The organism is Nocardia sp. CA-128927 (assembly GCF_050955855.1).
GTDB lineage: Bacteria > Actinomycetota > Actinomycetes > Mycobacteriales > Mycobacteriaceae > Nocardia.
Map to the genome: position 1 here is coordinate 427,178 of NZ_CP192087.1, position 18,107 is coordinate 445,284.

Annotated in this window: 20 protein-coding genes; 9 read left to right on the forward strand and 11 right to left on the reverse strand. The window is 62.8% G+C overall.

The window, feature by feature from the left end; translation table 11 throughout:
* Positions 1-15 precede the first annotated feature (15 nt).
* The 5 genes from ACQPW1_RS02115 to ACQPW1_RS02135 form a co-directional block, all read right to left on the reverse strand.
* Entirely contained in the window at positions 16-444 is a 429-nt protein-coding gene (locus ACQPW1_RS02115) for a hypothetical protein (protein WP_433661093.1), read from the reverse strand.
* The gene (locus ACQPW1_RS02120) at positions 441-716 is read right to left on the reverse strand and encodes a hypothetical protein (protein ID WP_433661094.1); all 276 of its coding nucleotides are present in this window, start codon (positions 714-716) and stop codon (positions 441-443) included. Before ACQPW1_RS02120 ends, ACQPW1_RS02115 begins: the two co-directional genes overlap by 4 nt.
* A 3-nt stretch (positions 717-719) precedes the next feature.
* Entirely contained in the window at positions 720-2,018 is a 1,299-nt protein-coding gene (locus tag ACQPW1_RS02125) for an eCIS core domain-containing protein (RefSeq protein WP_433665590.1), read from the reverse strand.
* Positions 2,019-2,128: 110 nt separating this feature from the next.
* Entirely contained in the window at positions 2,129-2,422 is a 294-nt protein-coding gene (locus ACQPW1_RS02130; RefSeq protein ID WP_433661095.1) for a WXG100 family type VII secretion target, read from the reverse strand.
* A gap of 2 nt (positions 2,423-2,424) precedes the next feature.
* Positions 2,425-2,736 (reverse strand): WXG100 family type VII secretion target, encoded by a 312-nt coding sequence (locus ACQPW1_RS02135; protein ID WP_433661096.1) that lies wholly within the window; start codon positions 2,734-2,736, stop codon positions 2,425-2,427.
* Between the two features lie 281 nt (positions 2,737-3,017).
* Between ACQPW1_RS02135 and ACQPW1_RS02140 the strand changes: the two genes are divergently transcribed.
* From ACQPW1_RS02140 to ACQPW1_RS02150, 3 genes are read left to right on the forward strand one after another with little or no spacing between them, the layout of a single operon-like run.
* A complete protein-coding gene (locus tag ACQPW1_RS02140; protein ID WP_433661097.1) occupies positions 3,018-4,022 on the forward strand; it encodes a hypothetical protein in 1,005 nt (334 codons plus the stop codon).
* Positions 4,022-4,627: a hypothetical protein gene (locus tag ACQPW1_RS02145; RefSeq protein ID WP_433661098.1), complete on the forward strand. Its 606-nt coding sequence runs from the start codon at positions 4,022-4,024 to the stop codon at positions 4,625-4,627. Before ACQPW1_RS02140 ends, ACQPW1_RS02145 begins: the two co-directional genes overlap by 1 nt.
* 59 nt (positions 4,628-4,686) lie before the next feature.
* Positions 4,687-5,013, forward strand: a complete 327-nt coding sequence (locus tag ACQPW1_RS02150; protein WP_433661099.1) for a hypothetical protein — start codon at positions 4,687-4,689, stop codon at positions 5,011-5,013.
* A 62-nt stretch (positions 5,014-5,075) separates the two neighbouring features.
* On the opposite strand, the gene ACQPW1_RS02155 is transcribed toward ACQPW1_RS02150, so the two are convergent.
* Positions 5,076-5,624 carry a hypothetical protein gene (locus tag ACQPW1_RS02155; protein ID WP_433661100.1) on the reverse strand — a complete coding sequence of 183 codons (549 nt, stop codon included), beginning with the start codon at positions 5,622-5,624 and terminating at the stop codon, positions 5,076-5,078.
* 314 nt (positions 5,625-5,938) lie between these two features.
* On the opposite strand from ACQPW1_RS02155, the gene ACQPW1_RS02160 reads away from it, so the two are divergent.
* Positions 5,939-6,532 (forward strand): AAA family ATPase, encoded by a 594-nt coding sequence (locus ACQPW1_RS02160; RefSeq protein WP_433661101.1) that lies wholly within the window; start codon positions 5,939-5,941, stop codon positions 6,530-6,532.
* A gap of 15 nt (positions 6,533-6,547) precedes the next feature.
* Positions 6,548-7,153 carry an HAD family hydrolase gene (locus tag ACQPW1_RS02165; RefSeq protein ID WP_433661102.1) on the forward strand — a complete coding sequence of 202 codons (606 nt, stop codon included), beginning with the start codon at positions 6,548-6,550 and terminating at the stop codon, positions 7,151-7,153.
* A gap of 4 nt (positions 7,154-7,157) precedes the next feature.
* Here ACQPW1_RS02165 and tyrS read toward each other — a convergent pair whose 3' ends face one another.
* The 4 genes from tyrS to ACQPW1_RS02185 form a co-directional block, all read right to left on the reverse strand.
* Positions 7,158-8,384 carry a tyrosine--tRNA ligase gene (tyrS, locus tag ACQPW1_RS02170; protein WP_433661103.1) on the reverse strand — a complete coding sequence of 409 codons (1,227 nt, stop codon included), beginning with the start codon at positions 8,382-8,384 and terminating at the stop codon, positions 7,158-7,160.
* 175 nt (positions 8,385-8,559) lie between these two features.
* Positions 8,560-9,618, reverse strand: coding sequence for a hypothetical protein (locus tag ACQPW1_RS02175; RefSeq protein WP_433661104.1), 1,059 nt, complete (start codon positions 9,616-9,618; stop codon positions 8,560-8,562).
* A complete protein-coding gene (locus tag ACQPW1_RS02180) occupies positions 9,618-11,537 on the reverse strand; it encodes a carbamoyltransferase C-terminal domain-containing protein (RefSeq protein WP_433661105.1) in 1,920 nt (639 codons plus the stop codon). The genes ACQPW1_RS02175 and ACQPW1_RS02180 overlap by 1 nt, the downstream gene beginning before the upstream one ends.
* Positions 11,538-11,548: 11 nt before the next feature.
* The gene (locus tag ACQPW1_RS02185; RefSeq protein WP_433661106.1) at positions 11,549-13,246 is read right to left on the reverse strand and encodes a pyridoxal phosphate-dependent decarboxylase family protein; all 1,698 of its coding nucleotides are present in this window, start codon (positions 13,244-13,246) and stop codon (positions 11,549-11,551) included.
* A 324-nt stretch (positions 13,247-13,570) separates the two neighbouring features.
* Between ACQPW1_RS02185 and ACQPW1_RS02190 the strand changes: the two genes are divergently transcribed.
* The 3 genes from ACQPW1_RS02190 (at position 13,571) to ACQPW1_RS02200 (ending at position 15,764) form a co-directional block, all read left to right on the forward strand.
* On the forward strand, positions 13,571-14,341 hold the full coding sequence (locus ACQPW1_RS02190) for a GntR family transcriptional regulator (protein ID WP_433661107.1): 771 nt from the start codon (positions 13,571-13,573) through the stop codon (positions 14,339-14,341).
* A gap of 22 nt (positions 14,342-14,363) precedes the next feature.
* Complete coding sequence (locus tag ACQPW1_RS02195) at positions 14,364-15,197, forward strand: aldo/keto reductase (protein WP_433661108.1); 834 nt, start codon at positions 14,364-14,366, stop codon at positions 15,195-15,197.
* 174 nt (positions 15,198-15,371) lie between these two features.
* Positions 15,372-15,764 (forward strand): hypothetical protein, encoded by a 393-nt coding sequence (locus tag ACQPW1_RS02200; protein WP_433661109.1) that lies wholly within the window; start codon positions 15,372-15,374, stop codon positions 15,762-15,764.
* A 379-nt stretch (positions 15,765-16,143) separates the two neighbouring features.
* Here ACQPW1_RS02200 and ACQPW1_RS02205 read toward each other — a convergent pair whose 3' ends face one another.
* A complete protein-coding gene (locus tag ACQPW1_RS02205) occupies positions 16,144-16,845 on the reverse strand; it encodes a TetR/AcrR family transcriptional regulator (protein WP_433661110.1) in 702 nt (233 codons plus the stop codon).
* 87 nt (positions 16,846-16,932) lie between these two features.
* Between ACQPW1_RS02205 and ACQPW1_RS02210 the strand changes: the two genes are divergently transcribed.
* Complete coding sequence (locus ACQPW1_RS02210) at positions 16,933-18,063, forward strand: FAD-dependent oxidoreductase (RefSeq protein WP_433661111.1); 1,131 nt, start codon at positions 16,933-16,935, stop codon at positions 18,061-18,063.
* The last annotated feature ends 44 nt before the right edge of the window (positions 18,064-18,107 follow it).

The following is an 18,107-nucleotide window of genomic DNA, read 5'->3' on the forward strand; positions in this document are numbered from 1 at the left end:
TCGATCAGGCTGTGGTCAGCGGTTATTCGTCCAGCCGTGGTTCATACGTTCGAAGTATTCGTCGTCTGCGCGCTGAATCTCGTCTTCAGTCGGCTGGGAGCGACCGGTGGGGGCGGGCTTGCTGTGTGGCCGTGGAAGCTGCGCGCCGAGCCGCGGGTCGGCCTTGGCGAGTAGACGTGTGACCTTGGCTCTGGCGTCGGCTCGGGCTTTGCGATGGCAGTCGAGCAGGGCCGTGGTGAGCTGGTTGCCGCTCCATCGCATGGCAGCGGGCGCGATTTGGAGGTTGGTGATGTCGCCGTCCGCGTCGACCTCGACAATGACACCGCGTACTTCGCCGCTCCCCCGCACGACGGCGGTAGCCTTGGCGAGTTGTTGGCCGCTGCGGCGGATCTCGGCGAGTTCTCGCTGGAGCTGGCGCTCCCACTCCTGGATATCGGTCGTCATCGCGACTGGACATTCTGTCCGGAGGGAACCGAATAAATCACATCACCCGGCTCGACCCGCGACGACACCTCGGCGGAGAAGACGAGCGAGAACTTCTCCGGCCCGGGCCGATGAAAGTCGAGTGCTTCCAGAACTCCCCGATAGGTCGTTCCGTCCTTCTTCCGCAACTCGATCTCTTGGCCGACCGCGAAGTCCCCGACTGCCCGTCCGACCACGAACGGATTCGGTCTGAAGCTGACCGGGAAGATCTCCTCGACATAGAACTCACTCATCACTCATTCCCCTGTCTTCCCCGTGAGATAACGTTGCCAGAACTCCTCATCAGCCCGGTACGCTTCCTCCTCTAGCTCCCTCGTTACCCCCAGTCCCACTCTGCCCTGCTCGTACTGCTCGATGTGGACACGCTCGTGTACCAGGTTCCGCAGCAGCGTCTGTTCATCGGCAAATGCGCTGGGGGCCAGCGCGATATGTCCTGGTGCTGTGCTGGCGCTGGCCTCCATGGAGTCGAAGTAGCGCACATCATCGGCGGAATTGGCCACGTCCACCCGGACACCCCGGAGGTCGACACCGGCACGGCGGGCGTATTCCTCGATGGTCTCTTGAGTCATCGGCAAATGGTCTCCGCTTTCGAGAACCTCCCGGTTGGTGCGAGGCCCCATCCGGGAGAATAGCTTTCCGTCGACTGACACAGCTTCGCGTCGCGCGAACGGAGTCATTTTTATCTTGGCCGCGCTGACCCAGTTGCGGACCTTCTCGAACAGCGGTTTGAGTCGTTCGGCCAGTGGTTTCACGACATCGGTGACCAGCTTCGTCACCTTGGTCGCGAACTCGCCGATGAACGTCGTGATGCGGCGGGCGCGGACCGTGATACGCCCGGCCAGGGCGGCGTTGCCAACCCATTCGGACACGGTCGCAGTGAACGGCGCGAGGATCGCGAAAGCGGTCTCGGCCGCCGCGGTTTCTATGACGAAGGCTTTGAGTTCCTCGAGGATCTTGTGGTGCGCTTCATCGAGATGATGTGCGTATTCACCACAGGCGTCGCCGAGGGTTTGGCACGCATCAGCCAACGCGTTGAAGTCCGTTTGTCGGGTCTGGCAGGTGCTGACAGCGATCTCGATCTCGGGCGCCTGCTGATTGTTGAGAAGATCGATGGCCTGCGGGGCCTGACCTGCGATAGTTCGGTAGTCGGCGGCGGCCGTGTGCCACGCGGTCTCAGCGGCGTTCAATTGGTCTTGGTACCCGTTCGGCCAGGCGAACCCGACAGCATCCTTGATGAACGACCATCCGAACGGCTCAGGGATTCCGTTCCCACCGGCCGAGGGTGTGGTTTCGGGGAGGCAGGGATCGATCGACAGCCCTGGCGTGGGCGGCGGCGACGGAGCGCGCAGGTCAGCGCCGGTCTCGGCGACCTGGTGGTTGTAGGCTCCGACAGCGATCATGTCCCTGGTCTGACCGCACGCGGTCGCCAGTTTCGATGAGGTCGATATCGCCAGCTGGGCGGCCTCGTCATAGCCCGCGGCCCACTGAGTACCGACGCTGTCGCTGCCAGCCATCCCTTTGTACGCGGCCAGCACCGTGACCAACGCGGAGTGCGTGGTCACCGAATCGGTGGACATCTGGCCGAAAACCTCACCGGCGGAGGTGTATTCCTCGCCTCGGTGAACAATGAGCGGCACTGTCGGTGTCACCGGGGCCACATCCCCACATTGGTGTGGACTGCGGTGGTGTAGCTCGTGTGCGCTCGCCGGGCCACCTCACGCAACTCGCCGAGGTTGTCCTGCATCTCCGCCGCACCGGCCATCCACCGGTCGTGCGCGGCTCGCTGAGCTTGTGCGGCCTCGCTCGCCCACGACAGGTGCAACTCAGCGACCTTGGTATCGACCTCCCGCAGCAAGCCCTCGACCTCGGCACCGAACGCGGCCATCGTCGCGACCGCGTCGTCGAGCTGCCCGAGATCGACCCTGTAGTCCTCGACCATGGCTACACCTGCCTGCCGGATTGGTTGATCGCGTCCCGGAAAGCGCCATCGCGCATCTCGTATTGATTGGCCGCAGTCAGCAGGTTCGCCGCCGAATCCTGCAGCGCGGCGACGATCTGCTCGGCACCGAGCTTCCACTCGACCCAGGACTCGTCATAGGCCGACGCCGCCGTGCCTTGCCATCCATCGACCAGCAATTCCCGACCGACCGTGCCGTCGAGCTTGTCGACACCATCCTTGATGCGCTGGGCCCGATCCGAGATGAAACGTGCAGTCTCACGGAGTCGATCCACCTCGACCTGCAGCTCGGACACCCCGCCTCCCCTCTGACAGCCGCCTTTCAGAACATCTTCGCACTATAAGGCAGCCCTCACTCGACCGTGGCTGACGTCCCTGCTGCGACTCACGCGCTCGTCATGGCTCACCGACTTCGCTGACGGCTGAGCCCCACCGGTCTATCAACCGAGGCGCTGCTGCGCTCCGGCGTCGTGCGCCCATTCCGCTGGCGTCTCTGACCTTTCCCATGCTCTGCCGCCGATCCGCGCGGCGAGCCGAGATGTGGCATGCCGCCACCTACCTCGTGCCCGGAGGTGAGATGACCACTCCCGGCCAGCCCGCTCCCGACGGCTCGTTCGTGTTGGGCTCTGTTTTTGGCCAGAACATCAACGAGGACTCCGCCAAGGCGGTGCTCAAAGAGGCGACGCTGGCGGTGTTCTCCCGCTACCAGCAGCGGCTGCACAACCAGGTCGTCAACGTCATCAACGACCATTCCCAGTCGATCACCGAGCTGCGCCAAGCCTACGAACAACTCACCCTGCACGGCCGCACGATCGTGTTCCCTGGCAACGCCACCTACACGCCCACCAAGGGCATCGTCTTCGTCGACGTCATCATCCTCGGCGGCGGAGCAGGAGGAGCGGCCGGCCGCTGGGACATCCTCGGAGCGAATCGAAAGACCGGGGGCGGCGGAGGCGGCGGCGGGGAAGTCCACTACAGCATCCCCGCCTCCCTTCTCCCGCGCGACCGTGACGGCAACTTCCTGCCCATCGCTATCGTCATCGGACGCGGCGGAGGTGGCGGCACTGGCGACGCCCAACCCGGAAACGGTGGCGGCGATACCAAATTCGGTGACTTCCTCACCGCAGGCGGCGGCGTCGGTGGATTGGCTGAAGCCGAAATCGGCGGCACCGGAGGCCCCGGCGGAGTCGGCATGGTGCGCGGCGGCGACGGCGGCAAAGGGTGCTCCTCGGGCAGCCAATACCCGGCCGCCGCGGGCGGCAACTCCTATTCGCCGTACTCCCTCAACGGAGGCGGAGGGGGCGGTGGTGGCGGCGCGGGCATCGGCGGTCCGGGAATGTCGGGCGGACAAGGCGGAATCTCCCTCGGCGGACTCCCCGGACAAGACGGCCGCACACCGTCGAGCGTGGTCACCACCGGCGGCGGCGGTGGAGGAGGCGCACCCAGCACGACCACCAGCGGCGGCCACGGCGCGGCCCCCTCCGGTGGCGGCGGTGGAGGTGGCGCCGGTATGACCCCACCCCGAGGCAACGGCGGCAACGGCGGCGTCGGGATCCTCTACGTCGTCGAGCGTTTCAGCTGATGCGTGCCGTCCTGCGGCTCTACTCCACCAACGACACCTGGCACAAACCACCCGAGCTGGAATCAGTCGAAGTCATCGACCGAGCCGGAGGTGGTGGCGGCAACACCACCAACGGCGGAGGCGGCGGTTCCGCCGTACATCCCCGCCGCATCCGCGCCAGCCAGCTACCCGACTCCATCGCCATCATCGTCGGTCCCGGCGGCGACATCGGACTCGACGGCGGCCTCACCGCACTCGGTGACCTCATCACCGCCCCACCAGGACTCGGTGCCGACCACGGCGGCACCGGCGGGCGATCGAACATGCGCGGCGGAAACGGCGGCGGCCCAAGCCAACCCGGCGAATCAGTGAGCTCCGGCGTCGTCGCCTTACTCGCCGGAGGCGGCGGCGGTGCGGGATCCGGATCGACCGGCGGCGCATCCGGACTCGTGCCCGCGGGCACCAGCCATCCGGTGTGGTGGCAGGCCGGTCAATCCGGCGGCGGAGGCCACACCGGCCAACCCGGCGGCTTCCCCGCCGGTGGCGGCGGCGCGGGCGCACCCGGCGCGGCAGGGCTACTCACCCTCATCGAATACCTCTTCGAGCCGACGCCACCCACGCCCTGACTCAAATACCTTGCGTACCTGCCTATTTCAGGACGTCCCACCCGAAGAGAGGTAACCCCATGGCGTATGCCGTGCTCCACGTCGACGGCCTCGGCGGGTACATCGGACCCGCCCGCTGCTACAAACTTGACCCACCCGTGCGCCTCGGCGACACCGACCACGAATACGTCACCGTATGGGTCCAACCCGGCTTACCGCACCAGCAGGCCGAAGTCGGCGTCGTCGCCGCGACCGCTACCGGTGCGTGCGCCACGTGGTCGATGCTTCGCCAACCCGGAAGCTTTGTCCTGCACCGTGATCCGGACACCGCCGACTACCTCGAAGGCTGCTACACCATGGCACTCGGCCTGCTCGGCTATGAACTCGGCGACGCACCCACCACCTGACACAACCCTCGCACGCGATCGAGCCCCGGCCTCACGGCCGGGGCTCATTTCGCATGTCGGGGTCAGGATGGAACCTGGCCCGCGCCGGTCGCGCGTCGCCGCGCCTCCAGCCAATCCTCCCGTGTGAATTCGCCCAACCCGTCCAGCCCTCGTTCATCCACGATCGCCATCGCCGCCACGATCACCTCCGGTGAGGGCACCAACTCGAACTCGGGTACGTGAGGAGCTGCCGACGTCGTGCGGTCGATACGCAATTCTGCCGCCGCCTCCACCCAGGTGTGGTCGGTGAACAGCACCATGACCCGCCCCGGTCGCGGCGAATCCTGAAGCACGCGCGCGACCCGGCGATCGCCCTCGTGCCACCGATCGAACGGAAGCAGATCGCGCACCGAGACCGTCGTATCCCATGGCAGCCGCCCGGTGATCACGTAGTCGATCGCCCAGCTAGCGGTGCACTCTGAGCAGATGGTGAAACCGTGCCCGCACGCCTCGGTGCTGGACGCGATCGGGATTGCGACCGTATCGACGAGATGGACCATGGCGTTCGAACCCGTTGGGGCATAGCTGTTGTCGATGGTTGCGGTCACTGTCGGTAGGGCAGCATCGGGCATCGCTCGTTCCTTTCGTATTGCGTGAAATGTATATACGGAACATAGCTCTGGCCGACCGACACCGGAACCCCGATATCGAGTCATTCGAAAGTTAAAACCGTTGTGCTGCAACGGGATACGGATAACTCGGAATCGCGTGGTCGAGGTGCCCGATCGTTGAGATGCCCATTTCGGTGGCCAGTCACTGCCGTACGAGTGCCAGGACTTCGTCGAAGGCCATGGGGCCAATGACTTCCAGAATCGGAACTCGGGCCGCTGGTGCTCGTTGAGCACTAGGCTCAGGTGCTGTGCAGACTGGGCAGGATTCTCGAGCGGTGGGTTTGACCGAGTCGGTACTGGCTGCCTTGGCAGACGCCTCCGAGGCTTTGACTGATCACGGTGTACTCGTGATGTGTGGGTTTCCGGGGTCAGGGAAGTCGACAGCCGCAGCGTGGGTTGCTGCACAGGCGGGGGCGTACGTGCTGGACAAGGATGACTTTGCTTCACGTCTTGAGCGGGATGTCATGGGCGCGCTCGTGGGGGATCCAAGCGATCGAAATAGTGAGTTGTACTGGTCGGTGATGGTTCCCGGTATCTACGAGGGATTGATTCGTACCGGGTTAGGCATCGCGGTCCATCATCCGATCGTCCTCGATGGTCCGTTTCTGTCGGTCATCCGGCAGGCGGCCGACGCGGGGCTTTCGTTGGGGCAGCATATTCGGGCTGTGGCGCAGGCTCCGGATTCGCTTGTGGTGCACTCGGTCTGGCTCGACAGCTCGGCAGTGCAGATCAAGCAGCGGATGATCACGCGTGGCGCCGAACGAGATAGGGGGAAACTTGCCGACTGGGAAACCTATCGACAGAACGTTCTCGACAGCGGTACGCGCGAAATCGCACACACGGTGGTCGACGTCGTCATCAGCAACTGACCGCGCGGAGGAATTATGGAATCTGCGGCGCTCATTCTTGATCTTGATGGAACCTTTTATCCGCGTAGTAACCCTCTTACGGCTCGGATTGATGCACTGGTCGCAGGACTCTTTGACGACTATGTCGCGCGCCATCAGGGGGGCCTGCGCGAACTCGAACGCAAATTCCCGTGCGTGCTTGATGGCTTGGTTGAGGCGAATATAGAGAGGGATCGATTCTATCGCACGGTATACGACAGAATCTCCTATGACGACTGTCTTTACCCGGATCCGGCGCTTCGAGCTGCGTTTGAAGTATTGCGGATACCGAAGTTTATAGTGTCATTGTCGCCGGTTCGTCATATTCGGCGAGTGCTTCAGTATCTCGCTATCGGCGATCTATTCGATTCTATAGTTTCGCTCGAAGAGCTTTCCATTAATTCAAAGGGTCCAGTCTACGGGGATATAATACGCGCGGGCAATATGCCTGCGCAATCGGTGGTTGTGGCTGGTGACAACTATGAGGTCGACCTGGCTCCCGCACTCCACCTGGGATGCCGGGTGGTCCAGATCGGAGATGCAACTTCGCCTGGAGACGTTGCGAGAGTCGGGAGTATTCATGACCTGCTGCGCATGATCTGAGGCCTCAGCTGCTCTCTGCAGTCATCTTCACGAACATGCGGCGACCCCGCTGGACCGTCACACCGTGCAGCTCGGTAGCCGAGACCGGGCGATCGGCAGGCTCCGGCTCCCCGTCGAGCCGTATCCCGCCCTGATCGATAAGCCTCCGTGCCTCTTTTTTGCTGACAGAGAACAGGGCGGCGATCAGCGTGGCGAGCGTGATTTCGGATTCTTCTCCGTAGACGGACGAGATAGTACGGACGGGCATTTCTTCTGGTTCCTGACGATGCACGTGGACTCGGTCGAACGCAGCTTCCGCTCCAGTGCCGGCCCCTGGGCCGTGGTAGAGGTCTACGACAGCGCCAGCCATGGCGCGCTTGGCTGCCATTGGGTTGAGTTCGCCAGAGGCCAGACCCGTTGCGATCGGGTCCAGTTCGCTCTTCGGCATCCAGGCCGCGAGAGTGCAGTAGTCCACGATCGCCGTATCGGGTATGGACATGAGCTTTCCGAACATGTCGTCTGGTGCCTCGTCGACGGCGACGTCGTTGCCGAGGCTTTGTGACATTTTGTCTTTGCCGTCGAGCCCGACGAGCAACGGGACAGTGCAGACGAGTTGTGACTGCTGGCCGTAGGCTTCCTGGATTGTTCGGCCCATCAGATTGTTGAAGAGTTGGTCGGAACCGCCCAGCTCGATATCAGCCTTCAGCTGTACCGAGTCGTAGGCTTGGAGCAGCGGGTAGATGAACTCGACCATGGAGATCGGTCGGCTCTCTTTAAATCGTTTCGAGAAGTCGTCGCGTTCGAGGATTTGCGATACTGTCGCTTTGGAAATAAGCCCTAGCACCTCGTCGAACGCGAAGTTCTCAAGCCATTCGGAGTTGTACCGGATCTCCAGCCGGTCCTGAAGGAGCAAGGGCGTCACACGTGCCAAGCATTGCTCGCTGTACTCCTTGACCTGCTCGGCGGTTAGCCGCTTGCGTGTCGCCGATTTGCCGGTGGGGTCGCCGATGCGTGCCGTGTAGTCGCCGACCACCAGCACGGCTGTGTGGCCTGCTTCTTGGAAGTGGCGCAGCTTGCGCAGGACAACCGCCCAGCCGAGATGTACGCGGGACGCGGTGGGATCCAGACCGAGCTTGACGCGCAGTGGTCCGGTCTTCATGCGCTGCTCGAGGCGGTCGGCGGGAAGCTCGGTGTGCAAGCCGCGGCGAACCAGCTCCAGTGCCTCGGAATCACTCAGGACGGGAGTGGGCATGTGATTCCGTTTCTCTTGGTAGCTGTCTGGTTGGAGGCGCGGCCGAGCCGGAGCATGTCGGCCTGCCGCGCAGTATATGTCTCGCCAAAATCTGCCTGCGGCGCACCTTCCGGCGGGTCAGCGCGGGTGCGTGCGGCCTCGGCGTTCAGCAGGGCGCTGCCGGGGTTGTGTCCGATCAGACGTTGAGGTCGATACTGAAATCCAGGGACCTAATCGGATGCTGGGCCATGTAGTGGCGGCGTTGCTGCCAAATGTGAAACAGGTAGTCGGAGTAGGTCTCGTGCTCGTAGTACTCGCGCCCGATCGTGGGGATAGCGCCGAGATCTATCAGAGTCCAGCAGGCGGCGCGCTCGTTCCAGATGAAGTTGCCGGGGTGAATGTCGAGCAGCACCATGTTGTAGAGACTGCGGTGGCGGTAGTAGAACACCTCCAACGAGCGGACCTGTTGCGCCGTCAATCCCGTGTCCGGCAGTAGGTAATGCTCGCCGGTTCGCCCTTCGATGAGTTCGTGTGAAATGACGCGACGGGCTGGGTCGTAGGCGTAATCAGCGGCAACGTATGGTGCAAGCGCTGTCGATCGAAGGAACTTGGCGATGCCGTATTCCTGTTCGGAGAGAAACTCGAAGGCAGCCATGTTCTTTGGGACCTTGTAGACGCGCAGGCGATCCGGTGAGGCATAGATGTCGCTGTTGGAACCGTCGCTGTTGATCAATACCCTCTCAGCGGCATCGCTCGTGCTGTCACGCGCGGCAACGCGGTAGAGGGTCATGACGGAGAACTCGATCAGCTCGCGGACCTGGCGGACGGTGGTGTTTTCTGACAGCTGCCACCGCCCGAACGAGTAGCACATCAAGGGGCATAAGCCCGCAAGATGCATCGCGTTCGCTAATCGCAGGCACGCCCGGACTTTGTGATCGCGTTGCCGGGCAAGAAAAGTGACCGTGTCGACAACGTCTCGGAGGGTGGCCGCTTCGTTGAGTTTGGGTGCGCGGAGGCCGTTCTGCGGTCCGCAGACGTTGCGTACCAGGCGGGGTACAGCGTCGTCATCGTGGAGGGTTCGATGCAGAACGATGAGTTCACCCCGCAACCTGTCCTTAAAGCGGCAGGGCTTCAGGGACCACATGTAGTTCTTCAGCAGCAAGAAGAACATCGAATTCTTCTCGACGATCGAACAGCCTTGATAGAGGTGGAGGTACCGGACCAGGGTGTCCTCGTCAGCCTCGACGATTCGCATCAGCGCGTCAGTTCGCAGGGATTGACGCGAAGGTAGCGCACTGTCGCTGCCTTGATCGAGTCCGCCACTGCCAGCGTTGAGATATCGCCATCGCGGAACTGCAGGGGATTGTCGTAGTAGAAGGTGAGCTCTTCGATGCTGAGCTGGTGTGGGTTCGCGTGGCTGACGTCGATGGCGTCGACGTCGGCGGGGATACCGAAGTAGTGCGAACTTTGGCGGGCCGCGGTCGGCTTGCCCATCTCGGTCGGCGCCTGGCACAGCGATATCTTGTAGCGGCCCTCGTAGTACACCGAGGTGAGTCCCTTGCGTAGTGCGAGGGCGATCGCCTCTCGGAGCCGGTTGACGATCGGTTCACCGGCGTCGTTGAGCGAGGTGTTGCCCAGCATCGGTATTCCGGTCAGGCTCCTGAAGTGGTCTATCACGCTGTACAGATGGGGATTTCGCTCGCAGGTGATCGACTGAACCCGCGCTGTTCCATCCAGATGGACTACGCCGGGGATCGAGGCGGCTGCCTCAGGTTTCACGGCGAAGCTGAGCAGCATGTACGGCGAATCCCGGTAGCCGTTGAAGTACTCCGCTGCGTGGGCGTCCATCACCACCGGCGCGACGGGCCGCCACCACTGCCGCCGCTTGATGTGGTTGAGCCTGTCGCGGACAGCGGTTGACCTCGGGTCGGCGAGCAGCGATCGGTTCCCGAGCGCGCGAGGACCAATCTCTGCATTTCCGTTGACCCACACAACAATCGAGCCGATAGCGAGCTCGGCGGCGATCTGCTCGGCGCAGACTTCGTCGATGCCTTCGACGTATCGCGCGAATTCGGCGACCTCGGCATCGATCTCGCCGCCGGTCTGCCCGTAGTAGGCCGTATCGAGGCGCACCTTCACGCTGCCGCTGCGTAGCTCGGAGTGGAACGCGGCTAGGCCGACTCCGAGAGCTATTCCGGTGTCACTGGTGCACGGAGGAATCTGGTAGTCCGCGAACCGGTAACGCTCGATGAGCGCGGTGTTGGTCGGGCAGTTGAGGGCGAATCCACCGGCCATCGCCAGAATCGACGAAGAAGGGTCGACTCTGTACTGCGCGCAGATCGAGTCGAGGTTTCGTGACACGATCCGCTCCGACATCGCCGCGACGACCTTCATGATCAAGCTGAGCCGGTTCTCGGCCGGAGTGAACCGCGGGTCGAAGCAGAGGTCAGCGTCGAGTGAGATCGCGGTATCAGCTCGCCGCACGATGTCTTCGACCACCGAACGCGCACTCGTCCGGGCCGCCGGCCCGTCGAACGAATACTGGTCGTATGCAGCCAGCGGCACGTCCAACGATGCTGGGATGGCGCTGGCCAGTGCCATCAGTGTGCCCTCGCGCAGTCCGAACGTCTTTCGGGAGTAGCTCCAAAGCCGTGCGGGCGACTCGACGGAGAACATCGTCATCTGACCGTTCTGTATCACGCAGCCGGGGTAATAGTGGCGGCTGTAGGCGTCCTGCTCGAACATGCTGTCCGGTCCTGCGTCGAGAGTGAGGCCAACGATGGTGTCACCGAACGGGTTGTCGTTGCCGTAGTGGATGGCTGTCATCAGATGCGCGACGCCGTGGAAAGCAAACGTCTGATCGAACTGGGCCCGGTAGTCCGTGTCGGTGTTGAATGCGCGGGTTCCCCACACAGCACACAGATCACCGACCGACAAGCCTTCTTCGCGTAGCAGCTCCTCCATCAGTGCGTGCGCAACGGTTCGGTTGTAGAGCGCGTGCGGGTGTTGTTTGATGCCGCTGAGACGTTCGAACTCCCAATACCGCACCAGACTCAGCGTTGAGCCGTTGTAGTGCCAGAGGGCGGCGGCGTGGTCGTGGCGCAGCTTGATTTCCAAGATGTTCCGCAGTTCTCCGTAGTCGAAGAAAGTGGACATGTAGTAGCCGGGTTCCATCGTCGCTGCTCTTACCGGAAGATCATCGGCCGTGGCTGATGCGGCGAGGTGCGCAGCACGAAAGTGTCTTGCTGCCCGTCGAATTCATGCAGAAGCGCCGTCAGCTCGTCGGCCATCAACACCGCTTCGATCCTTGTGAAGAAGGGCGAGACCGGGTAAGCCTTCTGCACTCCGATCTTCGAACCGCTCCGGAACGAGTGGTATCCGGACGAGTAGTCGAACGCGACGCGGCAACGGCCGAGCTCCTGCCGCTCGAAGCAGTAGAGATAGAAGCGATAGTTATAGAGCCCAAGCTCTTCGAACGAGGCACGGTCGTCTTCTCCGAGATCGAAGAACGAACGGAACCCTACCGTCGGATGCGCGACGAAGAGTGTGGCGAATCCGTCGCTGTCGTCGTCGCTGACCATCTCGAAGCGTCCAGTGGCTGCTAGCTGTTGTCTGAAGTGTTCTGTGGCGTCGAATAGTTCGCCGACAAGTTTTTGGTATCCCGTGATGCCGAAGAGCTTGAGGTTGACGTACGCCTCGACCGGGCCGCTCAGCGCACGGGAAAGTTCCAGGGTGTACTGGAATGGCGAATGGTTGCCGAACCTCACCTCGTCGTAGGGTGTGGCGAATTTTCCTCCACCACCGATGGGATGGTCGGGGTCCTCGATACCGCCTTGCTGGTATATCTCGCCTCGACTGGCAGCGATATACACACTGGACGTATACGAGCAGAAGCCCGTTTTGTGGAAGTCGACTCCGAAGGAATCCGCGTAGCTGATGTCACGTATACGCGTGACCTGCCGGGCGATCTTCTCCAGCACCCGTGGGTGAAGGTCGAGGTCGTTTTTGACGAAGTCGTAGGTCTTGAAGAAGAGGAATATCCACCCGATCACGGAGTCGACATGCACTCGTGGTGTGTATGGCAGCTCATACTTCTCGACCATCTGGTTACGCAGGGCTGCGATCTGCGAGATAGGGTCGATCGCCATCTGGATCGTTGTGCCGCCGTTGGCGAAGATAGTGGCGATTTTGAGGCCCTTTGACAAGGCAGAGTCCAGGGTCGCCTCGAGCAGTCCGAGGTCGACTACGCCACGGCTGTCGGTGCCGACTCGCAGTGACTTCGTTTCGCCGATGCCGAGCCAGCCACACACCTCGCTATGGCAAGGGTGGCCCTGCTTCGAGGAGACGATGACGATGTCACCGCTGACACCGTGCTTAGCTGCCTCTGGTTCGATCCGTTGGATCCCGTGCTTGACCGCGTGCAAGTTGGTCGACTTCCCGCCGAAGGTGAAGACTCCTCCCGCGCGCTTGGGATCGAATCCCGCGAGTTCGGCGAGGAATTTTACGACCGCGAGCTCGGTGACGAGCAAGTGTCCGCTCGACATATCTTGCGCGCCATTGGGATTGAACAAAGATAGATAGCTCGCGGCGGCTGTGGACGGTACCGAAGGCGGTGGGGTTACATTGATCATCGCCCCGGGGTGGTTCCACTTGAGTATGCCCTGTGTATAGCGTGCGAGATCGGCGTAAACATCGCTGATCGAAGAAGATTCCTGACTGAGGCACTCTTTGTCTAGAAGCGATGCGAAGGTTTCCGTGATCCCGTTTGCCATTCGCGGGCTGTCGAGGTTGAAGTGCTCAGACGTCATCTTATGAAGTAGTTCAATGTCGGCGATGAACGAGCTAATGCTCATGGTTTTCGGGTCGACGAAATGCTTGTTCATGACAAACACCTTCACGATCTATTCGTGCGGAATCTGGATCTACTTCGGAGTTACGCAACGTGCAGCCCGGCGGCTCGCCCCTGGGTGAGGCGGTCATCGCTGGCGGCGAAGGCTATCGCCCTTGCGGGGACCTGAACGGCTGGACCTCACTGAGGGCACAGATTCGCGCCAGATGGGCTCGGGGGAGAGGAAGCAGCTCATTCACCAGGGGCGTCCCTCGCGATGCGTCTCGTGTGGGCTTCTACCGTAACGCGAGTCACACAACCAGTCAACCACTTTGCTAGCAAAGTGGCGAACTAGTGAGGTGCTGATATCGTCGGCACTATGGCGAGCCAGATCACGGACGAGAGGTCAATCCAGACGCGCATCGCCGACGACATGCGTGCACGCATAGAGTCGGGCGAGTACGCCGAAGGCGACCAACTCCCCACCTACGAGCAGCTTCGCCAGACCTATCTGTGCAGCGTCGGAGTCGCACGGAAAGCAGTCGATCTGCTGCGCCAGCAGGGCCTTGTCATTTCCAAGCAAGGCAAAGGGGTCTACGTTCGAACCCGGCTTCGCCCGAAGCGACACGGCATCGAACGCTATGCGCGCAGCCGCTGGCGGCAGGGAACCGCTATCCACGACGCGGAGGCCGGAAGCCAGGGCCTCTCGGTGAAACAGCTCTACCGCGAACTCGGGGAAGTCCCCGCCCCACCCGCAGTCGCGGAGGCTTTCGGGATCGGCGCGGGCACAGCCGTGTGGGTGCGCCGCCGCACCACCATCGTCGACGGCCGACCCCACCAACTCGCCGACTCCTATTACCCGCTCGATCTCGCGATCGGCACACTCCTCACCGAGGAGAACTCTGGCCCAGGCGGCGGATTCGCTCGCCTCGACGAAGCAGGCGACCCACTCGCCGAAATCAGCGAGGACTGGGCCGCGCGAATGCCCAGCAGCCCCGAGACCGTTGCCCTTCAACTACCGGGTGGAACACCGGTCTTCGACCTCACTCGCATCGTGTACGACACCCAGGGCCGCGCCGTCGAAGTCATGCTGGCCGTCATCGCGGCCGACACCGTACGGATGAGCTACCGCTTCGCGATCCCTGACTAAGCAAATCAACAACGGAGAACCCATGTCTGCCAGCTCGATTCCCAGTATCACGCTCAACGACGGAACCACTCTCCCTCAGCTCGGATTCGGCGTCTTTCGCGTTCCCGACGCCGACGCAACCTCCGCGGTCGCCGCCGCACTTGCAGTCGGCTACCGGGCGATCGATACAGCGGCCTACTACCGCAACGAAACCGGGACCGGAACCGCTATCGCAGAGGCTGGCGTACCCCGCGATCAGATCCAACTCACCACGAAGATCTGGCACACCGACAACGGGTACGACACCGCCCTTCGAGCTATCGACCAAAGCCTCGCGAACCTCAAGGTCGACTACCTCGACCTGATCTTGATCCACTGGCCGGCCCCCGCCCACGACCGATACGTCGACACCTGGCGCGCGCTGGAAAAAGCCAAGAACGACGGGTTGGCGCGGTCAATCGGCGTGTCCAATTTCAAGCAAACGCACCTGCAGCGACTTCTGGACGAGACCGGCACCGTTCCGGCGGTCAATCAGATCGAGCTGCACCCACGACTGCCCCAGGATGACCTGCGCGAGTTCAATACACTGCACGGAATCGCGACCCAAGCGTGGAGCCCCCTCGCTCATGGACAACTCATCGACGACCCTGTCGTCACTGCAGTCGCCGAGCGACTCAACAAGACCACCGCCCAGATACTCCTGCGCTGGAATCTCGACCTCGGCAACATCGTCATCACGAAATCCGTTACACCAGAACGAATCACATCAAACCTGGACGTGTTCGACTTCGAACTCGACTCTGATGACCGCGATCAGCTTGCCGTCCTCAACACCGGCAGCCGCACCGGACCGGACCCCGACGTGTACGGCGCCTGAACCCCCTTTCGTTGGTCGGATGGACTTCGCCGCCGCCGCAGCGCTGCGCCGAGACCCGATATAGCTCGTGACTTAATGGCAATGCGGCACTCGACGTCGAATGCCGAACGCACCCTGGATATCTCGGCCGTCAGATCGCGGGGCTACAACTCCGCTGAACACTCAGGAGATACGTTGCACGACATCGACATCGACATCGACATCGACCGCGGGCGCATCTTCCGCACCGCTTGGATCACTGGTGTCACCGAGCACTACCCGGGAGAGCCGAAAGCGGGCTACGTCACGCCCTGGGAACAGATGCCAGAGTGGGAACAGGCCAGCGCTATCGCGGTCTACCAGCAGATCGCCGCATTCGTAGAAGCCACCGACGGAGCCGCCAAGAAACTCAACCGCGAACAACGCGGACGCTTTGTCGCTCTCTGCTGGATCGGCCAGATCTACAAGCATTTTCCCGACCCGAAACCCTCCTACGTCGCAGACTGGGATCAGCTCCCCAGCTGGCAACAACAGGTTGACGTTGACATCTTCGACGCCATTGAAGGCTCGATGACAACCACGGATTAAGAAGGCGTACCAGTGATGCCAGGCTGGCAGGGGCCATCGGGCGGCAAAGGCGTCCCCGTGCAACAGCTTTCAGGTACGGATCTGACGGCTGATGTAGGGTCTTGAAATTCGTGGCGGACCGCCACCTGACTGACCTGGCTGTTTCCGGTTTGTCTCACGCCATTGCGGACGTTGCCGGTCTCAATTCGGTGGCATTTCCGCACGCTTCGTCCGTGGTCACGACATCCTGCCCTCGGACCGCGCTACTGCTCGCGAACTCCGCCGGGTGATCGCCTGATAAGCGGCTACTACCGCGTGCGTTCGGTCTGAAGTCCACTGCCTCTACCGATGTGGTCGTGGGGCGCCGCAGCTGGGTCGGCTTGCGGTGAGGCCTTGGCTCCTACCGGGCAGGGCTGTTCTTGCCCGCACGGTGCACGATCTCGATACCGGCGAGGATGAGATCGATGCCGTTGAGGAACTGCTCGTGGTCGTCGTGGTCGCGCAGGTGCGTCCTGGCTTTGTGCACGGATGGATATCTAGCGGGGTCGAGCTGCGCCCACTGCGTGGCGACGGTGGCGAGGAAAGTCGATCGGTCCATCTTGCTGTTGGCGAGAGCACGGGCATTCGCGGCGTTCTGCCCGGCGACGCCGAGAATGTAGTTCACGAGCACCCCTGCGGAGTCGGACAACCCCTGTTCAGGCACGTCGAGTGCCTGCAGTTGCTCGCTGATGCTCTCGTAGATGTCCAACAGTGCCGGTCGCCAAGGCTCTCCGGTGAGTTGGCCACCGACCCAGGGATGGGCGACGACCGCATCGAACAGGCCGAGCGCGATGGCACGCAGCACTTGTCGGGGCTCGGCGTCGGCGACGAGGTCGGTCACGATGGGCGTGATGACGTGGTCGGTGGCCGCGGCGAGCAGGTCGTTGCGGTCCGTGACGTGGTGATATATCGCCCCGTATCCGGTGGACAGCCGCACGGTGAGCGCTCGCAGGGTCAGCGCGTCCTCGCCTTCGGCGTCGAGCATTTCGGTAGCGGCCTCGACTATCACATCCCTGGACAGCGCCTCCTTGCGTCGGGGGGCTCGTCGAGACTTGGTCGCCATGGGATCCATTCTGCCACGTATGGATCGCCGCTCCAAACTTCTGCTAGCGTCATTGGAGTGGCAATCCAAACATCTCGGAGGAACACGATGACTACACCGATCACCATCGTCGGAGCCGGTCTCGGCGGTCTGGTTCTGGCCCGGGTCCTGCACGTGCATGGCATCCCGGTCACGGTCTATGAAGCCGAGGCCTCGGCGACCGCGCGCACCCAGGGAGGGTTGCTCGACATCCACCCCTGGAACGGCCAGCCAGCGCTCGAGGCGGCCGGCTTGATCGAGAAATTCCGCGGTCTCGTCCTGCCCGGCCGCGAGTCCTATCGCGTTCTGGACCGGGCAGGGACTGTTCTGCTCGACCGACCCGACGACGGCACGGGTGAGCGCCCTGAGGTATCGCGCGGCGAGCTACGCCAGATGCTGCTGGACTCGCTTCCGGACGGCATCGTGCAATGGGGGCGCAAGGTCAGCGGTGTGCGAGCACTCGGCGAGGGTCGCCACGAGCTGGGCTTCACCGACGGTGCCACCGTCGTCACGAGCGTGCTGGTCGGGGCGGACGGGGCGTGGTCGCGGGTCCGGCCGGTGTTATCTGACGCCACCCCGCAGTACGTGGGCGTCACCTCCGTCGAGTACTTCATGTTCGACGCGGACACCCGTCATCGCGCCACGGCCGAGGTGGTCGGCGCCGGGTCGTTGTTCGCGCTCGCGCCAGGCAAGGGCTTGCTGGTTTACCGGGAAAGAGGAGGCACTCTGCACACCTACGTACAGCTCGCGGCGCCACAGGACTGGCTTGTCGACACCGACGTGACCGACGGCGCAGCCGTGTCGGCGCGGATTGTCGCCGAGTTTGACGGGTGGGCGTCCGAGCTCACCACGCTGATCACCGACAGCGACACCGCACCGGCCATCCGCCCCCTTTGCACACTGCCGGTTGGGCACCGCTGGGCTCGGATGCCCGGGGCGACCCTGATCGGCGACGCCGCCCACCTCGCACCCCCGAACGGCGAAGGCGCGAACACGGCCATGCAGGACGGAGCCGAACTCGGCCAGGCTATCGCCGCGCACCCCGACGGCATCGAGGCCGCGCTGGCCGAGTACGAGCAGGCCATGTTCTCGCGTGCCGCCGCCGAAGCGGGAGGCGAAGACATCTACGACATCATGCTCGGCGACAACGCGCCCCACAGCTGGATCGCCATGATGAACGTCGCCGAGCAGGCATCGTGAGCACCGTCGACGAGCCCCTTGCACCGTAAACCGCGAACGTTGGA